The 15,747-nt window shown below is 70.6% G+C and carries 13 protein-coding genes; 8 read left to right on the top strand and 5 right to left on the bottom strand.

The window, feature by feature from the left end; all coding sequences use genetic code 11:
• The first annotated feature begins 239 nt into the window (after nt 1-239).
• The 4 genes from HDA40_RS32735 to HDA40_RS32750 are packed head-to-tail and all read left to right on the top strand — an operon-like array spanning nt 240 to nt 3,767.
• Complete coding sequence (locus HDA40_RS32735; protein WP_253761655.1) at nt 240-701, top strand: flavodoxin family protein; 462 nt, start codon at nt 240-242, stop codon at nt 699-701.
• A gap of 22 nt (nt 702-723) precedes the next feature.
• Nucleotides 724-1,413 carry an SDR family oxidoreductase gene (locus HDA40_RS32740; protein ID WP_253761656.1) on the top strand — a complete coding sequence of 230 codons (690 nt, stop codon included), beginning with the start codon at nt 724-726 and terminating at the stop codon, nt 1,411-1,413.
• A 40-nt stretch (nt 1,414-1,453) separates the two neighbouring features.
• On the top strand, nt 1,454-2,551 hold the full coding sequence (gene lgt, locus HDA40_RS32745; RefSeq protein WP_253761657.1) for a prolipoprotein diacylglyceryl transferase: 1,098 nt from the start codon (nt 1,454-1,456) through the stop codon (nt 2,549-2,551).
• Between the two features lie 7 nt (nt 2,552-2,558).
• On the top strand, nt 2,559-3,767 hold the full coding sequence (locus HDA40_RS32750) for an FAD-dependent oxidoreductase (protein ID WP_253761658.1): 1,209 nt from the start codon (nt 2,559-2,561) through the stop codon (nt 3,765-3,767).
• A 140-nt stretch (nt 3,768-3,907) separates the two neighbouring features.
• Here the strand turns inward: HDA40_RS32750 and HDA40_RS32755 are convergent, their stop codons facing one another.
• Complete coding sequence (locus HDA40_RS32755) at nt 3,908-4,660, bottom strand: mechanosensitive ion channel family protein (protein ID WP_253761659.1); 753 nt, start codon at nt 4,658-4,660, stop codon at nt 3,908-3,910.
• Between the two features lie 371 nt (nt 4,661-5,031).
• Here HDA40_RS32755 and gltB point away from each other — a divergent pair, with 371 nt between their 5' ends.
• Together gltB and HDA40_RS32765 are read left to right on the top strand one after the other, a co-directional pair.
• Nucleotides 5,032-9,597, top strand: a complete 4,566-nt coding sequence (gltB, locus tag HDA40_RS32760) for a glutamate synthase large subunit (RefSeq protein ID WP_253761660.1) — start codon at nt 5,032-5,034, stop codon at nt 9,595-9,597.
• On the top strand, nt 9,590-11,056 hold the full coding sequence (locus HDA40_RS32765) for a glutamate synthase subunit beta (RefSeq protein WP_253761662.1): 1,467 nt from the start codon (nt 9,590-9,592) through the stop codon (nt 11,054-11,056). Before gltB ends, HDA40_RS32765 begins: the two co-directional genes overlap by 8 nt.
• A 50-nt stretch (nt 11,057-11,106) precedes the next feature.
• Here HDA40_RS32765 and HDA40_RS32770 read toward each other — a convergent pair whose 3' ends face one another.
• Genes HDA40_RS32770 through HDA40_RS32780 form a run of 3 tightly spaced genes read right to left on the bottom strand, consistent with a single transcriptional unit; the run spans nt 11,107 to nt 12,780 of the window.
• On the bottom strand, nt 11,107-11,904 hold the full coding sequence (locus tag HDA40_RS32770) for a WXG100 family type VII secretion target (RefSeq protein ID WP_253761663.1): 798 nt from the start codon (nt 11,902-11,904) through the stop codon (nt 11,107-11,109).
• Between the two features lie 2 nt (nt 11,905-11,906).
• The gene (locus HDA40_RS32775) at nt 11,907-12,212 is read right to left on the bottom strand and encodes a hypothetical protein (RefSeq protein ID WP_253761664.1); all 306 of its coding nucleotides are present in this window, start codon (nt 12,210-12,212) and stop codon (nt 11,907-11,909) included.
• Nucleotides 12,213-12,252: 40 nt separating this feature from the next.
• Nucleotides 12,253-12,780, bottom strand: a complete 528-nt coding sequence (locus tag HDA40_RS32780; protein ID WP_253761665.1) for a hypothetical protein — start codon at nt 12,778-12,780, stop codon at nt 12,253-12,255.
• Nucleotides 12,781-12,884: 104 nt separating this feature from the next.
• On the opposite strand from HDA40_RS32780, the gene HDA40_RS32785 reads away from it, so the two are divergent.
• Nucleotides 12,885-13,265, top strand: coding sequence for a YbaB/EbfC family nucleoid-associated protein (locus tag HDA40_RS32785; protein ID WP_253761666.1), 381 nt, complete (start codon nt 12,885-12,887; stop codon nt 13,263-13,265).
• 18 nt (nt 13,266-13,283) lie between these two features.
• Here the strand turns inward: HDA40_RS32785 and HDA40_RS32790 are convergent, their stop codons facing one another.
• On the bottom strand, nt 13,284-14,123 hold the full coding sequence (locus HDA40_RS32790; protein WP_253761667.1) for a GNAT family N-acetyltransferase: 840 nt from the start codon (nt 14,121-14,123) through the stop codon (nt 13,284-13,286).
• A gap of 162 nt (nt 14,124-14,285) precedes the next feature.
• On the opposite strand from HDA40_RS32790, the gene pyk reads away from it, so the two are divergent.
• Nucleotides 14,286-15,722 (top strand): pyruvate kinase, encoded by a 1,437-nt coding sequence (gene pyk / locus HDA40_RS32795; protein ID WP_253761668.1) that lies wholly within the window; start codon nt 14,286-14,288, stop codon nt 15,720-15,722.
• The last annotated feature ends 25 nt before the right edge of the window (nt 15,723-15,747 follow it).

Here is a 15,747-nt window from a genome sequence, read left to right on the forward strand (position 1 = left end):
CTCTGCCTTCTCTGCGCGATCATGAACTATCGGTCGTGATCAACCGGTGTGTCGTGTCCCCAGCACCCTGATCGACTCCGTCCGGCCCTGATCAACTCGGCGCGGCCGGATGGGCGTGACCGGATCAAGTCAGCGCGGCCGGATGGGCGCGACCGGATCAAGTCAGCGCGGCCGGATCTGCTCAGCGCGCCGGGTCGGGCTCGGACGCCGAGCGTCCGGCTGGATGGCAGGCTGGGGGCGTGGCCCGTCTGCTCGTCGTGCATCATACGACCTCACCCGTCCTGCAGGAGATGCTCGAAGCCGTGCTCGGCGGGGCGCGTACGGATGAGATCGAGGGCGTCGAGGTGGTGACCCGGCCGGCGTTGGCCGCGACCGTCCCCGATCTGCTGGCCGCTGACGCGGTGCTGCTCGGCACCCCGGCGAACATCGGGTACATGTCGGGTGCGCTCAAGCATTTCTTCGACACGGTCTACTACCCGTGCCTCACCGACAAGGTCGGGCTGGCGTACGGGCTCTATGTGCACGGCAACAACGACACCTCCGGAGCGGTGCGGGCGGTGGAGACCATCGCAGGCGGCATGTCCTGGGCGCGTACGCGGGAACCGGTGGCCGTCGTGGGTGCGCTCGGACCGGCCGATCGGGAGGCGCTGTGGGACCTCGGCGCGGTCACGGCGTACTCCGCGAGTTTGACCTCAACCTGACTTGACGTGGTCTGATCGGCCCATGGGGTTCGAAGGGATGCGGGTCGTGCTCACCGGCGGTGGACGTGGACTGGGACGACGGCTGGCGGGGGAGTTCGCTCAGCGGGGCGCGCACGTGTTCGTGTCGGCGCGGGACGAGGCGGCGGCGAAGGAGACCGTCCGCGGGATCGAATGGGCGGCCGTGGGCTCGGCGTCGGCGTACGCCTGCGATCTGGCGCAGCCGGCCTCGGTCGCCGAGTTCGCCCAGACGGTGTCGGCTCGGACCGATCGGGTCGACGTGCTGATCAACAACGGGGCGGCGTATCTGGAGGGCCCGGCGGACGACGAGCGGATCGCCGAGACGGTGCAGGGTGCGGCGACCGGAACGATCCTGCTCACGGAGAAGTTGCTGCCGCTCCTTCGGCGGTCCGACCGGCCGGACGTCGTGAACGTCGTGTCCGCCGCCGGGGAACCTGGCCACCATCGGTCGCCCGCCCATCCCGCGTTCTACGCCGCCAAGCACGCCCAGGCCGGGTACGCCGAGATCCTCTCCCATCGCCTGCGGCCCGAGGGGATTCGGGTTGTTTCCCTTTTCCCACCCGATTTCGTGCAGGACGGCCCGCGTACGGCGGGTTCTCCGCTGACCGCGGCGTCCGTCGCCGATTGCGTGCTTTTCGCGGTGGGCCCGCCCAGGGACTGCTTCCTGCGTGAGTTCCGCTTCGAGCAACTCTGAGCCGCTATGTATTTCGGCGCACGGACGGTAGCGTGTGCCCGTGAACCTCGCCGCTGAGCTGACCCAGAGCCTGTCGAGTCAGGTGCTGGCGTCGATCCCGAGCCCTTCCGTCGCCGTGTGGAAGGTCGGGCCGATCCCGATCCGGGCCTACGCGCTGTGCATCATCGTGGGCATCATCGCCGCCGCGGTCATCTCCGACTACCGCATGCGGCGTCGCGGCGCTCCGCGCTGGGCGATCCTCGACATCGCGGTCTACGCCGTCCCGTTCGGCATCATCGGCGGCCGGATCTACCACGTGATCACCTCGCCGGAGGCGTACTTCGGCGACGGCGGTGAGCCGATCAAGGCGCTCTACATCTGGGAGGGCGGCCTCGGCATCTGGGGCGCGATCGCGCTGGGCGCGCTCGGGGCCTGGCTGGCCTGCAAGCAGATGGGCCTGCCGCTGGCCCTGGTCGCCGACAGCATGGCGGTGGGTCTGCCGGTCGGACAGGCGATCGGCCGCCTCGGCAACTGGTTCAACAACGAGCTTTACGGCGGCCCCACCGACACTCCGTGGGGTCTGGAAGTCCACAAGATGGACCCGAACAACCAGGGGCACGCCCTCGTCGGGCCGGACGGCAAGCCGGTCCTGCTGGAGGGCCTCTACCAGCCGACGTTCCTCTACGAGCTGATCTGGAACCTGCTGGTCGCGGTCTTCGTCTACCTCGCCGACCGCCGGTTCAAGTTCGGCCGCGGCCGGGCGTTCGCGCTCTACGTGATGGCGTACACGGCCGGCCGGGGCGTCATCGAGACGATCCGCACCGACGAGGCGAACCACTTCTACGGCATCCGCCTCAACGTCTGGACCTCGATCATCGTCTTCCTCGGCGCGCTGATCTTCTTCCTGCTGCGCAAGGGCCCGCAGGAGTTCGTGATCCCGGCGGCCGACGGCGGCAAGGGCTTCCAGGTCGTGACCGAGGCCGAGTACGACGCCTTCACCGCCTCCGGCGCCCGCCCGGACGCGCCCGCCCAGCCGGACGCCGAATCCGACGACGCGGACGGACCTGACGACGCGGACAGACCCGACGACGCCGACGAAGCCGCGGAGGCAGACTCGGCAACGGCCCAGGAGAAGCAGGAACAAAAGCAGAAGGGCTGAGGTCCGCATGGGGCAGGCGGTGGTGGTCGGAGCCGGCGTTGGCGGGCTCGCCGCCGCCGGAGCGCTGGCTCGCAACGGGTGGCGCGTCACCCTGCTGGAACGCAACGATCGGCTGCGCGCTGATCCGGCCGCGGTGTTGTTGTGGCCCAACGGCGTACGGGCGCTGCGGGCGCTCGGCCTCGCCGACGGGCTCGACTCCATCGCGACCCCGGTCCCGCCCAGCGGCATCCGGCGCGCCGACGGCAGCTGGCTCGTCCAGCCGGGGGCGGCGGCCGCGCTTTCACCCCGGTCTGCGCCGGTCGTGGTGCACAGCGAAGACCTGCACGACGCGCTGATCGCGCGGCTCACCGCCACGGTCGACGTGCGTACCGGGATCTCGGTGCGGCAGGCCCGCGTCACGCCCAGGGACCGGCCCAGCGTCACCGACGGTCGCGCCACGTGGGAGGCCGATCTGCTCGTCGGCGCCGACGGGGTCCAGTCCGTCGTCCGGCGCGCGGTCTCGCCGGAGTCCAGCGTGATCAGCAGCGGGTACGCCGCCTGGCGGGCCGTCATCCCCTGGTATCGAGCGCCCCACCTGGCCACGGATGTGGCCCTGGGTGCGGAGATCCTCGGCGGCGACTACCGGTTCTTCGCGGCGTCCCTCGGCGAGCGAGGGTCGGCCGGGGCGTCCACCCGCGGCGGCATCTACTGGCAGGCCACCGTCGCCGGAGCGGCCCGGCCGGAGGCTCCGGCCACCCAGCTGGCCCTGTTGCGGCGCTGGTTCGAGCGGTGGCCGGCGCCGGTCGGCGACCTGCTCGGCGCGACCGAGCCCGACGACCTCGTGCAACACGACGTACGCGAGATCAACCCGGCGCTGACCGAGTTCGGCACGCCCAGCACCACCGGTGGTGTGGCGCTCATCGGTGACGCCGCCCACGGCATGGCTCACCACCTGGCGCAGGGCGCCTGTCTGGCCTTCGAGGACGTGGCGACGCTGGTCGCCCTGGCCAACCAGACGCAACCGGGGGACGGCCTGCGGGCTGCTGTGCTGGCGTATTCGAAGGCCCGGGTGCCGCGGTCGGCGGCCGTGGCCCGGCAGACCAAGCGGGTGGCCGCCGTGCTCGCGCCGCGCGGCCGGTTCGGTACGCGAGCCCGGGACGCCGCGTTCGGCGTGCTCTCGACGCGGGTGCTGGATCGCGCCCGGGCCGAGGCCGCCAACTGGTTCCCGCCCAACTGAGACTCGTCCCGCACGAATGAGCGCTGGATCAGGGTTCTCGGTCGAAGCTTGCCTGACCGCACTCCTGGCGGCTCGCCCAAGAGGCTCCCCGGCAAGATTCGACCCGGATCCCTGATCCAGCGCCTTAGGAGCGTGCGAGGTCAGACGGACGGGGTCTGCGGCGGTTCGCCCTTGAGGTGGGTCGAGACCTTCGTCATCTCGGCCTCGCCCTTGGTGAGCATCCGCTCCCAGCGTTCGCGCATCGGCTGGATGAGACCGCCGCCGACGCCGACCACCAGGATGCCGCCGATCGTCGCCAGGATCGTGATGAGCACCGGCATCGTGACGGTGGTCGCGACCCCGATCTGGTTGAGCGCGGCGATCGCGCCGAGGACGATGATCGCGATCTGGGCCGCCCGGCCCAGGCCCCTGCCGTAGGAGAGCTGCGACAGGGCGTTGCGGATGATGTCGTAGACCGCGCCCGCGATGGCGATCGCCACGACCAGGATCACGCAGGCCACGATGAGGCGCGGGATCCAGGCGATGATCGAGTCGATCAGGTCGCTGATCGCGTTCGGCCCGAAGACGCCGAAGGCCAGCTGCAGTGTGATCAGCAGCAGGATGTACCGGACGATCCGGCCGACCAGCGCGCTCGGCGCGTACTTGCCGGTCCAGCGGCGCAACCCGGTCCGCTCGGCGAGCCGGTCGAAGCCGACCTTCGCCAGCAGCCGGCTCACCGCGGAGTCGACCGCGCGGGCGATGAGCCAGCCGACGAACAGAATGACCAGGAACACAATGCACTTCAGCGCTGCGTTGCCGACGGTCGCCAGCCATTGCTGCAGGGTGTCGGAAATGCTCGTGCTCGTCCCGGCTACGCCGCTCAGCGGTGCACCGGCGCGGATGATGCTCCCCATCGCGTCCTGCCTTCCTCCAGATGGACAGTGGACGGCAATGACGCACCAGAGCTGCCGTCAATCGCACATTAATCCGGAATATGGCATTTGTTTGGCAAAAGACGTGAATAACCTGCCATCTCAGCTTGTGGACATGTGATCTATCTGTGTCTGGCGGAATGACGGGGGAGTTAACGTAGACTCACTTTCACTCCCCGTACGGGGCGAGCAACACTTGCCACAGGTGGCAACCTTGCCGCATGGCTGACCGGCGATCCCGGTCGGCGACCGTAACGGGATTCTTCCCCCAGGGCCGATGTCGTCCCGATGACCCACATGAGCGAGCGGGCGTTTCACGCATCCAGATCTCGCGACGACGACAGGAGGCCGGTGTGGCATACCCGTACCCCCAGGGCCTTTACGATCCGGCCAACGAGAAGGACGCCTGCGGCGTCGCCTTCGTCGCCGACCTCCATGGCCGCCGCGCACACGACGTCGTGGCCAAGGGCTTGGCCGCCCTGTGCCGGCTGGATCATCGAGGAGCCCGCGGCGCCGAGCCGGAGACGGGGGACGGCGCCGGGATCATGATCCAGATCCCGGACGAGTTCTACCGGGCGGTGCTCGCCGACGAGGGCGCCGCGTTCGAACTGCCCCCCGCCGGGCAGTACGTCACCGGTCTCGTCTTCCTGCCGACCAACGGCGCGGACGAGGCACGCGCACTGACCGTGCTGGAGAAGTACGCCCTCGTTGAGGGCGCGGAGATCATCGGCTGGCGCGACGTCCCGGTACGCCCCCGTGGCCTGGGCGCGACAGCCGAGCGGGCCCGGCCCCGGATCCGCCAGGTGTTCCTGAAGGCGCACAGCCTCGCCGCGCCGCACCGGCCGCTGGACGGGCTGGAGCTGGAGCGCGTCGCGTACTGCGTGCGCAAGCAGACCGAGCGCGAGTCGTTCGAGCGCGGCGTCCCGCTGTACTTCCCGTCGCTGTCCGGCCGGACCGTGGTCTACAAGGGCATGCTCACGCCCGAGCAGCTCACGACGTTCTTCCCGGACCTCGCCGACGAGCGGGTGATCAGCGCCATCGCGCTGGTGCACTCGCGCTTCTCGACGAACACCTTCCCGAGCTGGCCGTTGGCGCACCCGTACCGGTTCATCGCGCACAACGGTGAGATCAACACCATCCGGGGCAACAAGAACTGGATGCAGGCCCGGGAGTCGCTGCTGGCCAGCCCGTTGATCCCGGGCAACCTCAAGCGCCTGTTCCCGATCTGCACGCCCGACGGCTCGGACTCGGCGAACTTCGACGAGGTCTTGGAGCTGCTGCACCTGACCGGGCGCAGCCTGCCGCACGCCGTGCTGATGATGATCCCCGAGGCGTGGGAGAACGACGCCAACCTCGCGGGCACCCCGGAGGGCGCCGCCCGCAAGGCGTTCTACCAGTTCCACGCGAGCCTGATGGAGCCGTGGGACGGCCCGGCCGACGTGGCCTTCTGCGACGGCACGGTGGTCGGCTCGGTGCTGGACCGCAACGGCCTGCGCCCCGGCCGCTGGTCGCTGACCAGCGACGGACTGGTGGTGCTGGGCAGCGAGTCCGGCATGCTCGACCTCGACCCGGCGACCGTGGTCGCCAAGGGCCGCGTGCAGCCGGGCCGGATGTTCCTGGTGGACACCGCGGCCGGCCGGATCATCGGCGACGAGGAGATCAAGAGCGAGCTGGCCGCGGCCGCCCCGTACGCGGAGTGGCTGCACGGCGGCCTGATCCACCTGGAGTCGCTGCCCGAGCGGGCGCACATCGTCTACACGCACGACTCGGTGCAGCGCCGCCAGCAGACCTTCGGCTACACCGAGGAGGAGCTGAAGATCCTCATCGGGCCGATGTCGCGGGCCGGGGCCGAGCCGCTGGGCTCGATGGGCACCGACACCCCGATCTCGCCGCTGTCGACCCGGCCGCGACTGCTCTACGACTACTTCCACCAGCTGTTCGCGCAGGTGACGAACCCGCCGCTGGACGCCATCCGCGAGGAGATGGTGACCAGCCTGGCCGGCACCATCGGGCCGGAGGGCAACCTGCTCGATCCGGGCCCGGCGAGCTGTCGCCAGATCGTGCTGCCGTTCCCGGTCATCGATAACGACGAGCTGGCCAAGATCCTGTCCATCGACGAGGACGGGGACATGCCGGGCTACAAGGCCGTCCGGGTGTCCGGCCTCTACCCGCTGCGGGACGGCGCGGCCGGGCTCAAGGCGCGGCTGACCGAGATCTGCCGCCACGTCTCGGAGGCGATCGAGGACGGCGTACGCATCCTCGTGCTGTCCGACCGGGACTCCACCGCCGATCTCGCGCCCATCCCGTCGCTGCTGCTCACGGCGGCCGTGCATCAGCACCTGATCCGGGAGCAGACGCGTACGCAGGTCGCGCTGATCATCGAGTCCGGCGACTGCCGCGAGGTGCACCACGCCGCGGTGCTGATCGGCTACGGCGCGGCGGCGGTCAACCCGTACCTGGCGTTCGAGAGCGCCGAGGACCTGATCCGCGAGGGCGCCCTGCCGGGTGTCACGCCGGAGAAGGCGATCCGCAACTACGTCAAGGCGCTCGGCAAGGGCGTCCAGAAGATCATGTCGAAGATGGGCATCTCGACGGTCTCGTCCTACTGCGGCGCCCAGGTCTTCGAGGCGGTCGGCCTCGACTCCCGGCTGGTCGACCGCTATTTCACCAGCACCTCGTCGAAGATCGGCGGCATCGGGCTCGCCGAGATCCACGCCGAGGTCGCCGCCCGCCACTCGGTCGCGTACCCGTTGAACGTCGCGGAGCAGGCGCACCGCCGACTGGAAGTGGGCGGCGAGTATCAGTGGCGGCGCGAGGGTGAGCTGCACCTGTTCAACCCGGAGACCGTCTTCTTGCTTCAACATGCCACTCGCTCGAAGCAAGAAGACGTCTTCCGTGACTACACCCGGAAAGTGGACGAGCTCGCGACCCAAGGAGGCTCGTTGCGTGGGCTGTTCGCCTTCGCCGAGCGGCAGCCGATCCCGATCGAGGAGGTCGAGCCGGTCGAGGCGATCGTGAAGCGGTTCGCCACCGGCGCGATGAGCTACGGCTCGATCTCGGCCGAGGCGCACGAGACGCTCGCGATCGCGATGAACAACCTCGGCGCCAAGTCCAACACGGGCGAGGGCGGCGAGGACGTCGAGCGGCTCTACGACCCGGCCCGGCGCTCGTCGGTCAAGCAGATCGCCTCCGGCCGGTTCGGCGTGACCACCGAGTACCTGGTCAACGCGGACGACCTGCAGATCAAGATGGCGCAGGGGGCCAAGCCCGGCGAGGGCGGCCAGCTGCCCGGCAACAAGGTGTGGCCGTGGATCGCCAAGACCCGGCACGCCACCGCGGGCGTCGGGCTGATCTCGCCGCCGCCGCACCACGACATCTACTCGATCGAAGACCTCGCGCAGCTCGTCTTCGACCTCAAGAGCGTCAACCCGGCCTCGCGGGTCCACGTCAAGCTGGTCAGCGAGAGCGGCGTCGGCACCGTCGCCGCGGGCGTCGCCAAGCTCAAGGCCGACGTCATCCTCATCTCGGGCCACGACGGCGGCACCGGCGCGTCACCGCTCAACAGCCTCAAACACGCTGGTACGCCATGGGAGCTGGGCCTCGCGGAGACGCAGCAGACGCTGCTCCTGAACGGGCTGCGCGACCGGGTGACGGTGCAGGTCGACGGCCAGCTGAAGACCGGCCGTGACGTGGTGGTCGCCGCGCTGCTCGGGGCGGAGGAGTTCGGCTTCGCGACCGCGCCGCTGATCGTCGCGGGCTGCGTGATGATGCGCGTCTGCCACCTGGACACCTGCCCGGTCGGCATCGCGACGCAGAACCCGCGGCTGCGCGAGCGGTTCACCGGCAAGCCGGAGTTCGTCGAGAACTTCTTCCTGTTCCTCGCCCAGGAGGTCCGGGAGCACCTGGCCGCGCTGGGCCTGCGCAGCGTCGACGAGGCCGTCGGCCGGGTCGACCTGCTGAACTTCACCCCGGCGGTGGACCACTGGAAGGGGCACGGTCTCGACCTGACCGCCGTCCTGCACCAGCCGTCGCTTCCGGTCGGGGCCGCCCTGCGCAAGACCCGCGACCAGGACCACCAGCTGGAGAAGTCGCTGGACAACGCGTTGCTGGAACTCGCGGCGCCGGCGTTGGAGAGCGGCGCGCCGGTCGAGGCGACCGTCACCGTCCGCAACGAGCACCGCAGTGTCGGCGCGATGCTGGGCGGCGAGGTGGTCCGGCGGTACCGGGGCAAGGGCCTGCCCGACGGCACCATCGACTTCACCCTGGTCGGCACGGCCGGGCAGTCGTTCGGCGCGTTCGTGCCCCGCGGGGTGACCTTGCGGCTGCTCGGCGACGCCAACGACTACGTCGGCAAGGGCCTGTCCGGCGGTCGCCTGATCGTCCGGCCGCACTCGTCGGCGCCGTTCGCCGCCGAGGCCAACGTCATCGCGGGCAACACCGTGCTCTATGGCGCGACCTCGGGTGAGGTGTTCCTGCGCGGGCAGGCCGGCCAGCGATTCGCCGTACGCAACTCCGGCGCGACCGCCGTGGTCGAGGGCGTCGGCGACCACGGCTGCGAGTACATGACCGGCGGCACGGTCGTCGTGCTCGGCCCGACCGGGCGCAACTTCGCCGCCGGCATGAGCGGCGGGCAGGCGTACCTGCTCGACCTGGACACCGACCTGGTCAACCGGGATCTGGTCGACCTCGACCCGGTGACCGGGGCGGCGGCCGCCACGCTGCGGGACGTCGTCGCGAAGCACTACGCGGAGACCGGGTCGACGGTGGCCGAGAAGCTGCTGGGCGACTGGGACGCCGCGATCACCCGGTTCACCGCGGTGATCCCCCGGGACTACAAGAAGGTATTGGAAGTCATGCGGGCCGCCGAGGCTGCCGGTCGCGACGTGGATGCGGCTGTCATGGAGGTCTCCCGTGCCTGATCCCAATGGTTTCCTGCGATACGGCCGGCGGCTGCCGGCCCGTCGCCCCGTCCCGGTCCGGATCATGGACTGGCGGGAGGTCTACCCGCCGGCCGGCGAGGAGCTGGTCCGCGAGCAGGCCACCCGCTGCATGGACTGCGGCATCCCGTTCTGCCACGACGGCTGCCCGCTCGGCAACCGGATCCCCGACTGGAACGACCTGGTCCGGACGGGATCGTGGGCGTCGGCGATCGAGTCCCTGCACGCCACCAACAACTTCCCGGAGTTCACCGGGCGGCTGTGCCCCGCTCCGTGCGAGGCGGCGTGCGTACTCGGGATCGGGGATGCCCCCGTCGCGATCAAGCAGGTCGAGGTGTCCATCATCGACCAGGCGTTCGCCGACGGCACGGTCGTCGCGCAGCCGGCGCCGGTGTCGTCGGGCAAGTCGGTCGCGGTGGTCGGCTCCGGCCCGGCCGGGCTGGCCGCCGCTCAGCAGCTCGCCCGCGCCGGACACCAGGTGACCGTCTACGAGCGGGACGAGAAGGTCGGCGGCCTGCTGCGATTCGGCATCCCGGACTTCAAGCTGGAGAAGCACCACATCGACCGCCGCGCCGCGCAGCTGGCCGAGGAAGGCGTCGAGTTCCGGACCGGGGTGAACGTCGGCGTCGACGTCTCGGCCGCCGACCTGCGCGCGCAGCACGACGCGGTCCTGCTGGCGACGGGCGCGCTGGCCGGGCGGGACACCCCGGAGACGCCGGGGCGGGCGCTGCGTGGCGTGCACCTCGCGATGGATCACCTGGTGCAGAGCAACCGGTTGGTCGAGGGCGGAACCGTGCCGGAGATCACCGCCGAGGGCAAGCACGTGATCATCATCGGTGGCGGCGACACCGGTGCGGACTGCCTCGGCGTCGCGCACCGGCAGAACGCCGCCTCGGTGACCCAGCTCGACCGGTACCCGCTGCCGCCGAACTCCCGCGAGGACGAGCGGGACCCGTGGCCGACCTGGCCCTGGATCCTGCGGAACTACCCGGCTCACGAGGAGGGCGGCGAGCGCGTCTTCTCCGTGGCGGTCCAGCGGTTCGTCGACGACGGCCAGGGCAATGTCCGCGCCATCGTGCTCACCGACGTGACGGTGCAGCGGATCAACGGGCGCGGTGTCGTGACGGTCGTCCCGGGCAGCGAACGGGAGATCCCGGCCGACCTGGTGCTGCTCGCGATCGGCTTCGAGGGCACCGACGCGTACGCCGCGTTGGAGCAGCTGGAACTGCCGGCGCGGGGGACCGTCGCGGTCGACGCCGCCTGGCAGACCAGTACGCCCGGCGTCTTCGCCGCCGGTGACGTGCACAAGGGAGCGTCGCTGATCGTGTGGGCCATCGCGGAAGGGCGCTCCGCCGCCGCCGCGATCCACGCCTACCTGGGAGCCGAGGGCGCCCTGCCGGCCCCGGTACGCCCGTCGTCCCGGCCGCTCGCCGCCGCCTGAACAGCAGAAGAGGGGGTCCCGGCGCCGGGACCCCCTCTCTCCTGTTCTGGTTATAACAGGGCTGGCCAGTCGATCGACGTGTCGCCGGCCCCGACGGCCGGTCGGACGACATGTTTGCCGACGGTCGGCTCGACGATCGTCTTCTTGATCACCCAGTTGGTGGCCATCAGCTGGAAGCCCGCGCCGGTGGCGAACCGGGCCTTCGTCCAGTTGCCCACGCCGGTCTTCATGATCTTCGTCAGCTTGTACGCCTTCGCGAAGTCGCTCATCTTCTTGAGGAACGCCTCGGCTGTCCGCAGCAGCTTGGCCAGCTTGGCGGCGACCGTGGCACACCGGCCGGCGGCGACCGCGGACTCGGCCCATCCAGCGGCGGTGCCGGCCGCGACCGACGCGCCGAGGGTGATCCACGAGGAGGCCAGCGCCACGATGATCGTGACGATCAGCCAGGCGATCAACTCCTTGACGATGTCGACCACCAGCTCCTCGGCCTGCTCCGCGCCGATCGCGCACTGCTCGAGCATCTCGGCCGTGCCGTTGAAGTGCTCGACGATCTGGGCGAGGCTGGTCGCCAGCTCGCCGATCTCCCGGTTGAACGCGTTCGCGGCGTCACCCTCCCAGGCGGCGATCAGCCGGGCTCGCGCATCGGCCTCCTGGGTGATGAGCCCGTCGACCGTGGTCGCGGCCTGCTTCCACGCCTGGGCCTTGGCCCGCAACCCTTCGGGGTCGCCGGTGACCTGGTCGAGCGGGTGCGACAGGAAGTCGACGATCGGCTTGACGATGTGCAGCGCCGCCCCGGCCGGTGCCAGCCAGCCGTCGATGCGCATCGCACCGGATTCGGAACGCGCCATGATCACTTACCTCCGTATCGCTGGGCGGCGGCCAGGTCGGCCGAGCGGTAGGCGTCGCGAACCGCCTCCATCGCGTCGGCCAGCGCGTCGAAGACGGTCCGGCCGTCGGTCAGCACCTGGAGGCCGTCCTCACAGCGCTCGCTGTACTTCCCGGCGATGCCTTGCGACTCCTGGAGCAGCCCGAAGCTGTCACCGCTCACGTCGGCGTCGTTCAGCCCCTGCTTGGCCCGGTCGAACCCGTCGGCGATCTGCGTCGCCGCCTGCCGGTAGCCGTCCAGGGCCTGTAAGGCGATCTTGGTGGTATCCACTCCTGCGTTCCCTCCCCATGGAACCCCGCCTGGCGGCGCGTCACCCTCCCAGTGCGCGCAGCACGACGGACGATTGTTTCTTCAGCAGATTGACGACGCCGGTGGAGCCGTCGGCGTAACGCAGCTCCAGGCGGCCCCGCCGCATCAGGCCCTTCGGCGCCGGTCGGGCGCCCACGACAGCGGTCCGCGGCAGCGACCCGACCAGATCGAACTTGTAGCTGCCGGGGCCGAGCAGCTCACCGCGCGCGATGATGACGCGCTTGTCGGTGAGCACCAGCTTGGCCCAGCTCGCCTCGTGGATCAGGTCGTGCAGCGTGTGCGCCAGCGAGTTGGGCGGCCCCGAGACCGAGCGGCCCCAGAACGCGCGCCGCATCAGCTGGGTGTTCTCGCCGACCAGCCCGAGAGTGAGCAGCCGGATGACGAAGTTGCCCAGCTCCGGGCCGACCCGGACCGGTCCGGTGGCTCCGGGGTCGGAGGACGTGATGATCGCGGCGACCGCCAACTCCTCGCCCGGCGCGAGGATCGGAGCCACGTCACGGGCCATCGTCGCGGTGATGTCGTCGGGCACAACGGGAATCTTGGCATGGTTCGGCCCGGGTGGCTATGGTGCCTCCGCGCCCTGTGGATAACTCTGGGGCGGGTTTGGACACCGGGGAGGCGGCCATGGCCGGCATGAACAATTTGGATGGTCTCGCGCACTACGCACTGGACCAGGTGGACCGGCTGCGCCGGGCCCAGGAGCGGCTCGAGCAGGCCAGCGCCGAGGGCCGGTCGCCCGACGGACTGGTCGTCGCGCGTACCGGGGCCGGCGGGATGCTGCGCGATCTGCGGATCGACGAGTCGGCCCTGCGCAGCGGCGCCGATCGGCTCTCGCATGCGGTGACGGCGGCGATCACGGCCGCTCAGGCGGCGTACAACGAGCAGGCCGAGGACATCATGGGCGGCGAGATGGGCATGCGGCCCAGCGAGGGCAGCGAGTTCGACCGCGGGATCGCCCGCATCGACGAGCTGACCGAGCAGCTCGAAGACCTGACGCGCCGGATGGACCGCTGACGTCGCCGGCGGCGGCGCTCATGATGCGGGCGGGTTGAGCGTGTGCTCGTGCCCGACCACTTCGAACCCGGCCGCTCGGTACACGCCGACGGCCGGTTCGTTGTCGGCGGGCGGCAGCACGGCGACGGCGCTCGCGCCCAACCGGCGTAGTTCCTCGGCGGTGGCCAGGACGACGGCCCGCCCGTAACCGCGACGGCGGTAGCGGGGATGGGTGCCGACCGGTTCGAGCACGGCGCACCGGCCGGGCCCGGCGAACCAGCCGATGGCGGCCGCCGCAGCCGACCCGCCGGGCGTACGCACCAGAACGTCGACGGCGTAGCGACCGGCGGGCGAGGCATGCAGCTGCCGCCAGCGCGCCACCGTGAAGGTCGACCGCTGGAACGCGGAGCGCTGCACGTCCACCCGGGCCGCCGCGTCGGCCTCGCCGACGAGGACGTACGGGACGTCGACGGCGATCGGGCCCGACAGCGGCAGGACGAAGTGGGCCGCCGGCGACGGATCCTCCGTCCAGCCCGCCTGGAGCAGTGCGGTACGCACCCCCGACTCGGGCGCGAGCTCGACCGGCCCGCCGTCGCGGCGGATCTCGTCGACCACGGCGGTCAGCAGCTCCGGCTCGGCTTCCACCCGCGGCGCGAGCGTGATTCGGCGTCCCGGATCGTCGAAGAGTTCGACGGCGACCGGCCCGGTGGCGTCCGACCACAGCGCCAGCGCGGAGCGGACGGTGTCCTCCTCGAAGCGCAGGAACCAGCCGACGTCGCCGACGTGGAGCGAACTGGACGACCGGCCGGGCTTGGCCCACGCGCGCAGCGCGTCGAGCGCGAGGCCGCAGTCGTCGCGGCCCAGGGGTGTGCGCATCATGCCGCCGACGCTAGAAGGCGTGGGCAACGGACCGCATGCGAATATTCGATCTCTCTGCCCGGTTAGGCGCAGCGGACAACTAAGAATGCCGCAGGTGAACTAGCGTTAAAGGGTGTATCCCGGCTTCGTGGTTCGGGGGGTTGAGGGCTAGGCTCAGTCAACGTGACACGCCGCGCGAAAATCGTCTGCACCCTTGGCCCCGCGACCAGTAGCCCCGAGCGGCTCAAGGGCCTCATCGACGCGGGCATGAACGTCGCCCGCCTCAACTTCAGCCACGGCGACCACGCCGACCACGAGGCCGTCTACGAGCAGGTACGCCGCCAGGCGCGGGCCGCCGGCGCGGCGGTGGCCATCCTCGCCGACCTCCAGGGCCCGAAGATCCGGCTCGGCCGGTTCATCGACGGACCGCACGAGTGGCGTACCGGTGACACGGTCACGATCACCAGCGAGGAGATCGAGGGCACCGCCGACCGGGTCTCGTGCACCTACAAGAAGCTGCCCGAGGAAGTGCGGCCGGGCGACAAGCTGCTCATCGACGACGGCAAGGTGGCCGTCGAGGTGATCGCCGTCGACGGGCCCGACATCAAGTGCCGCGTCGTCGAGGGCGGCATGGTCTCCAACAACAAGGGCGTCTCGCTGCCGAACGTCGCGATCAGCGTCCCGGCACTGTCCGAGAAGGACACCGAGGACCTGCGGTTCGCGCTGCGGCTCGGCGTCGACTGGATCGCCCTGTCCTTCGTGCGTTCGCCCGAGGACATCAAGCTCGTCCACCAGATCATGGCGGAGGAGGACATCCACCGCCCGGTCATCGCGAAGGTGGAGAAGCCGGAAGCGGTCGCCAACCTCGAGGCGATCGTGGACGCGTTCGACGGCGTGATGGTGGCGCGCGGCGATCTCGGCGTGGAGATGCCGCTCGACCAGGTCCCGCTGGTGCAGAAGAAGGCCGTCCAGCTGTGCCGGGAGTTCGCCAAGCCGGTCATCGTGGCGACCCAGATGCTCGACTCGATGATCGAGAACTCGCGCCCGACCCGCGCCGAGGCCAGCGACGTCGCCAACGCCGTCCTCGACGGCGCGGACGCGGTGATGCTGTCCGGCGAGACCAGCGTCGGCAAGTACCCGGTGCTCACCGTCAGCACGATGGCGAAGATCATCACGACCACCGAGGCCGGCCAGGTCGGCGTGCCCCGGCTCCAGCACGACCCGCGTACGCGGGGTGGCGCGCTCACCGTGGCCGCCTCCAACATCGCCACCGCCGTCGGCGCCCGGGCCCTGGTCGCGTTCACGCAGACCGGCGACACCGTCCGCCGCCTCGCCCGGCTGCACTGCACGCTGCCGCTGCTGGCGTTCACGCCGGAGGAGCACGTCCGCAACCAGATGGCGCTGTCCTGGGGTGTCGAGACGTTCCTGGTGCCGTTCGTGCACCACACCGACGACATGTTCCGCCAGGTCGACCAGGCGCTGCTGGGCCTCGGCCGGGCCAAGCCGGGCGACATCGTCGTGATCGTGGCGGGCAGCCCGCCCGGCACCCCGGGCTCGACGAACACCCTGCGGGTGCACGAGCTGGGCTCCCTCACGCCCGCGCTGGCCGGTTACCGGTGACCTCGGACGCCGACGGTGGCCCGCT

The sequence above is a fragment of the Hamadaea flava genome (genome assembly GCF_024172085.1).
Classification (GTDB): Bacteria; Actinomycetota; Actinomycetes; order Mycobacteriales; family Micromonosporaceae; genus Hamadaea; species Hamadaea flava.

Bases quoted from the DNA above. Each gene is read 5' to 3' on its own strand.
- HDA40_RS32740 (WP_253761656.1), top strand. From the start codon at position 724: ATGGGGTTCGAAGGGATGCGGGTCGTGCTCACCGGCGGTGGACGTGGA.
- HDA40_RS32750 (WP_253761658.1), top strand. From the start codon at position 2,559: ATGGGGCAGGCGGTGGTGGTCGGAGCCGGCGTTGGCGGGCTCGCCGCC.
- HDA40_RS32755 (WP_253761659.1), bottom strand. From the start codon at position 4,660: ATGGGGAGCATCATCCGCGCCGGTGCACCGCTGAGCGGCGTAGCCGGG.
- HDA40_RS32770 (WP_253761663.1), bottom strand. From the start codon at position 11,904: ATGGCGCGTTCCGAATCCGGTGCGATGCGCATCGACGGCTGGCTGGCA.
- HDA40_RS32785 (WP_253761666.1), top strand. From the start codon at position 12,885: ATGAACAATTTGGATGGTCTCGCGCACTACGCACTGGACCAGGTGGAC.
- HDA40_RS32790 (WP_253761667.1), bottom strand. From the start codon at position 14,123: ATGATGCGCACACCCCTGGGCCGCGACGACTGCGGCCTCGCGCTCGAC.